This window comes from Candidatus Protochlamydia sp. W-9 (assembly GCF_001950615.1).
Classification (GTDB): domain Bacteria; phylum Chlamydiota; class Chlamydiia; order Chlamydiales; family Parachlamydiaceae; genus Protochlamydia; species Protochlamydia amoebophila.
Genome location: NZ_BCPZ01000136.1, coordinates 1 through 3,642, shown reverse-complemented (window position 1 = coordinate 3,642; position 3,642 = coordinate 1). Strand labels below are relative to the sequence as shown.

The 3,642-nt window shown below is 29.4% G+C and carries 1 protein-coding gene; it reads right to left on the bottom strand.

Annotated features, from left to right (window positions below):
• Positions 1-711: 711 nt before the first annotated feature.
• Positions 712-3,582, bottom strand: coding sequence for a hypothetical protein (locus BU804_RS04210; RefSeq protein ID WP_079988599.1), 2,871 nt, complete (start codon positions 3,580-3,582; stop codon positions 712-714).
• Positions 3,583-3,642 lie beyond the last annotated feature (60 nt).

The window sequence follows — 3,642 nt, the reverse complement described above, 5'->3', positions numbered from 1 at the left end:
TATATTATAGGTCTATCGTTTCTCATGCGAAATTTGCATAGTGTTGTAGAGTACTTGTCACCCACTCTAAAAAAATCAATAGTAGATTTCGAATATTTTTCTTAAGGGTTATTCAAATTATTTTTGAATATAGAAGAAGTTGCACGAATTGTCAACCCCCTTTGAAATGAATAGCTTGATATACACTAAACTAAATTTAAGGTTCTTTAAAAACTTAACTATGCTTAAAAATAAATTTTCATTGACTTATAGGTGCAACCAATAGCTTATGCTCATTTAAATAATGATTAAATAGCAGGACAAAGAATAGAAGTCTTTTGTTTATTTAATCATTTTGCCAAGTTTAAAATATTGAAGTGCGTTTTTTAGAACCCTTTTGAGGTTTCTCATATCAAATACAGCCTTTTAAATCCGCCGTAATATAGGTTGAATACTTAGGTTCGTAATCAAACACTTTTAAGAAAATAAAAAATGGATAATCATCATCCAAAGTATTTATAATCAATAGCTAGCCAAATGGGTGGTTTCAGTTCTATTCGTAAGATTTATCGTTAACTTATGTTATTAGTAATCTATAATTTTTCTCTAAAAACTATTAAAAATATTTATAATAACTACATTTATTTTAATTTCAATTTTAAAATAAACCTACTAAAATTTAAAAACATAAATAAATCTTTAAACTAAAATTTTAAGCATCTGTTTATAAGATTAGTATAAAATGATCTTAGTATTCTCAAAAATATGCTCTTTATTGTCTAAAATTTTAGCTGGTAGTTTTTTTTCTTCGCATATTTTTTCTACCCCTAAATAAATGCTATGCAATGCATGGCATTCTACAAACTCTAATGGTGTTAATTTTCCAGTTTTCTGTTTTTTAATAGCTAATTGCTCTAAACGTTCGGAAACTGCATTAACTGTGGCTTGTAAATATTCTATATGTTTCTCGCTTAAAGCTGTTTGAGGATCTAATAAGCTTTCTTTTGAAAAAGCAAGAAGATCAATAAAAGCTTCCCCTAATAAAAGTTTATATCCTCTGTCTTTCTGCTCTCTACCCTTTATTAAAGTCTCGGAAACTTTATCCATTTCTTGGTTAAAAAAATCTGGCAAATGCCTTGTTTCTGACATTTCTAAAGAGGAAATACGGCTTAAAAAAACAAGTGCGTTGAAAATAAAATGAAGAGTGTCTTGTTTCTCTTCTTTACTATCGACATATCTTTGAATGAGTTCTTCTTCCATTATTCTATTGTCAACTCTTCCTTCGCTTTGGATCGCCTTTACAAAGCCCGCAACATCCTCATTAAATAGCTCAGCTTGATCATTCTTTTCTAGGGCCGGCAACTTTAGACCAAATTTATGATTAAAAAGAGAAGTTAGATAATTAAGATCCCAAGAAACTATTCCTGGAAATGGGGCTAAATGTGCAGCTTGAGGTGAAGCAAAACAACCCTTCCCAAAAAGCCAAGGTAAAAGTGATTCAACTTTTTTACCAACCATTTGACACTCTGTTGAAAATTCGTCTTCAGTCTCATGCATAGCCTGAACTTTTCTATATAAAGGTTTTGCTGATTCTGAAGTCTTTTCCAAAGTTTTTTCCCTGTGATCAGTAAGTGTTTCAACAGAGACTTCTTCTAGCATTGTTTTTTGGTTTGTAACATGCTGTGATAAAAAATCTTTCAGAACTGATTTTAATTCTTCTAGTTGCTGATCAGTTAAATTCTCTTTTACTATTTCGAACATGTTAGAAACTCTAAGAGCAAAATCTCGATGACTACCTAAAACTTTAGGAAAGCGTTCTTCTGAATGTTCAAGATAATGGCCTAAAAAAATATCTACAAAATCTTGAATTTGTTCAACATCAGAAATTATTAAATCAGAAAAGTTAATAGATTGAATTTTATTAAGTTCTTCTATAAAATCATTTAAAATTTGGCTTTTATCTGATTTCTTTTCTTTTAATTGCTGCAATAATATTTGAATATTTTTTTGTATTTCAGGTTTTTGTTTTTCAAGTTCTTGTTTAATTTGGAAATGTGCTTTTTTTACTATTCCTCTATAGGGCTCAACTAAGCGTGTAAGGCTTTCGTCTGCTTGATTAAATAAAATTAATTTAGCATTAGCTTCTTTTACTGTTATAGTTTTATTAGGAATTAAAGCAAATAATCCTTTAAAATGGCCTTCAAACTGCGGTAATTTTGCATCAGATGAAGTTAATTGTGCCAATTCCAAAAGTTCTTTTAAATACCTAATATGTGTCTGAAGGGCATCATAATCTTTCTCAGGAATAATTTCATTTTCATCTTTAGGTAGTCCATTTTGAATACTAAGAGTTAATTTAAGAGTTACTTTTTCAACAATATCAAAGGAAGAAAGTAAAGTTTGTTGGGCATCTTTCCGGGTTACTGGATCCTGAGATTCAAGACCCTTCTTAATTTCAGCAATAAACTCGGGGTAAAGGTCATTAGAATTTTCATCGCGAATCTTTTGAAGAAGTTTTTCATACATAGGGCGGCAATCTATAGTAGTTTCTTCCTTAATTTGCTGCAATTTTTCAGCATAAGGAGAAAAATCTTTTTTAGTAGCTATTATACACTGATTGCATTCCTCTATTTGCCTTGTGACATCTTTTGGTGTTTCGCCAGAAAAAATTTTTTCAAGGTTATCCAATATACGCTTAGTTTTTATATTTAACTGATGATCGGTTAATTGAAATTTATTTTTATTGTTTTGTAATCGATGGTAATGATTTATCTCGGTTATAGTGTCGCTGACCTCTTTCTTTAGTTGGTTAAAATGAAATTCCTTAAGAGAAGATAATTCTTCTTTTAGTGCATTTAATTCTGATGGATCTAATGTCTCCAAATTGCATTTTTGATATTTTTCGACAAGCTGTTCAAGTCTTGAGAGAAAGTCGTTAACTTTCGCTATATTTCTTTGTATTTTTTCCAATGCTTCTAATTCTTTTAGATTGTCACTATAACTTTTTTTATCAATGTTAGTTAATTGCCTATTTAGAACATTCAATTTTATTTTAGTTTCTTCTATTCTTTTTTGTGTATCTTGATATCTTTGAATTTGTTGTTTTATTGTTTCATTATAATTAATTGTTATCGGTACAGTTTGGCATAAATGTATTAATTTAACCGAAGCTTGTGAGATGTTCTCATGACATGTTTTTATCCATAGTTTAACGATTTTTTTAGAAAATGTCTGGTGAATTTGATCATTTAATCGGGCCCGTATTTCACCTTGAAATGATTTCGAAGTTTCTAATTCAGAAGCTCTTAAATTGGGCTTTTTATTATAAGCGCATAAAAATTTTCCTTTTACAAATGATTTAACAGATTGTTCAGTCAGACATGGTGATTTTTGTGTTTCGGCTTTAGGATGGGTAAATTCGCTAAAAATCTCACTGGTAACTCCTTCCGTAACAGTTCGTATTTCTTTTGTATTCGTTTGAACTTCTTTTGTTGAAGAAGTTGTATCGGAAGAAAGTGGATCGTTAATAAGAGATGTTGAATATTCATTTGAAGGCAAACTATTATTCAAAGAAGACGGATTAAAATCAGAAGGATTACTCATAACTACCTCCCTTAATAATTATAATTTAATTTTAATTATAAATTATTAACTAATTTATTA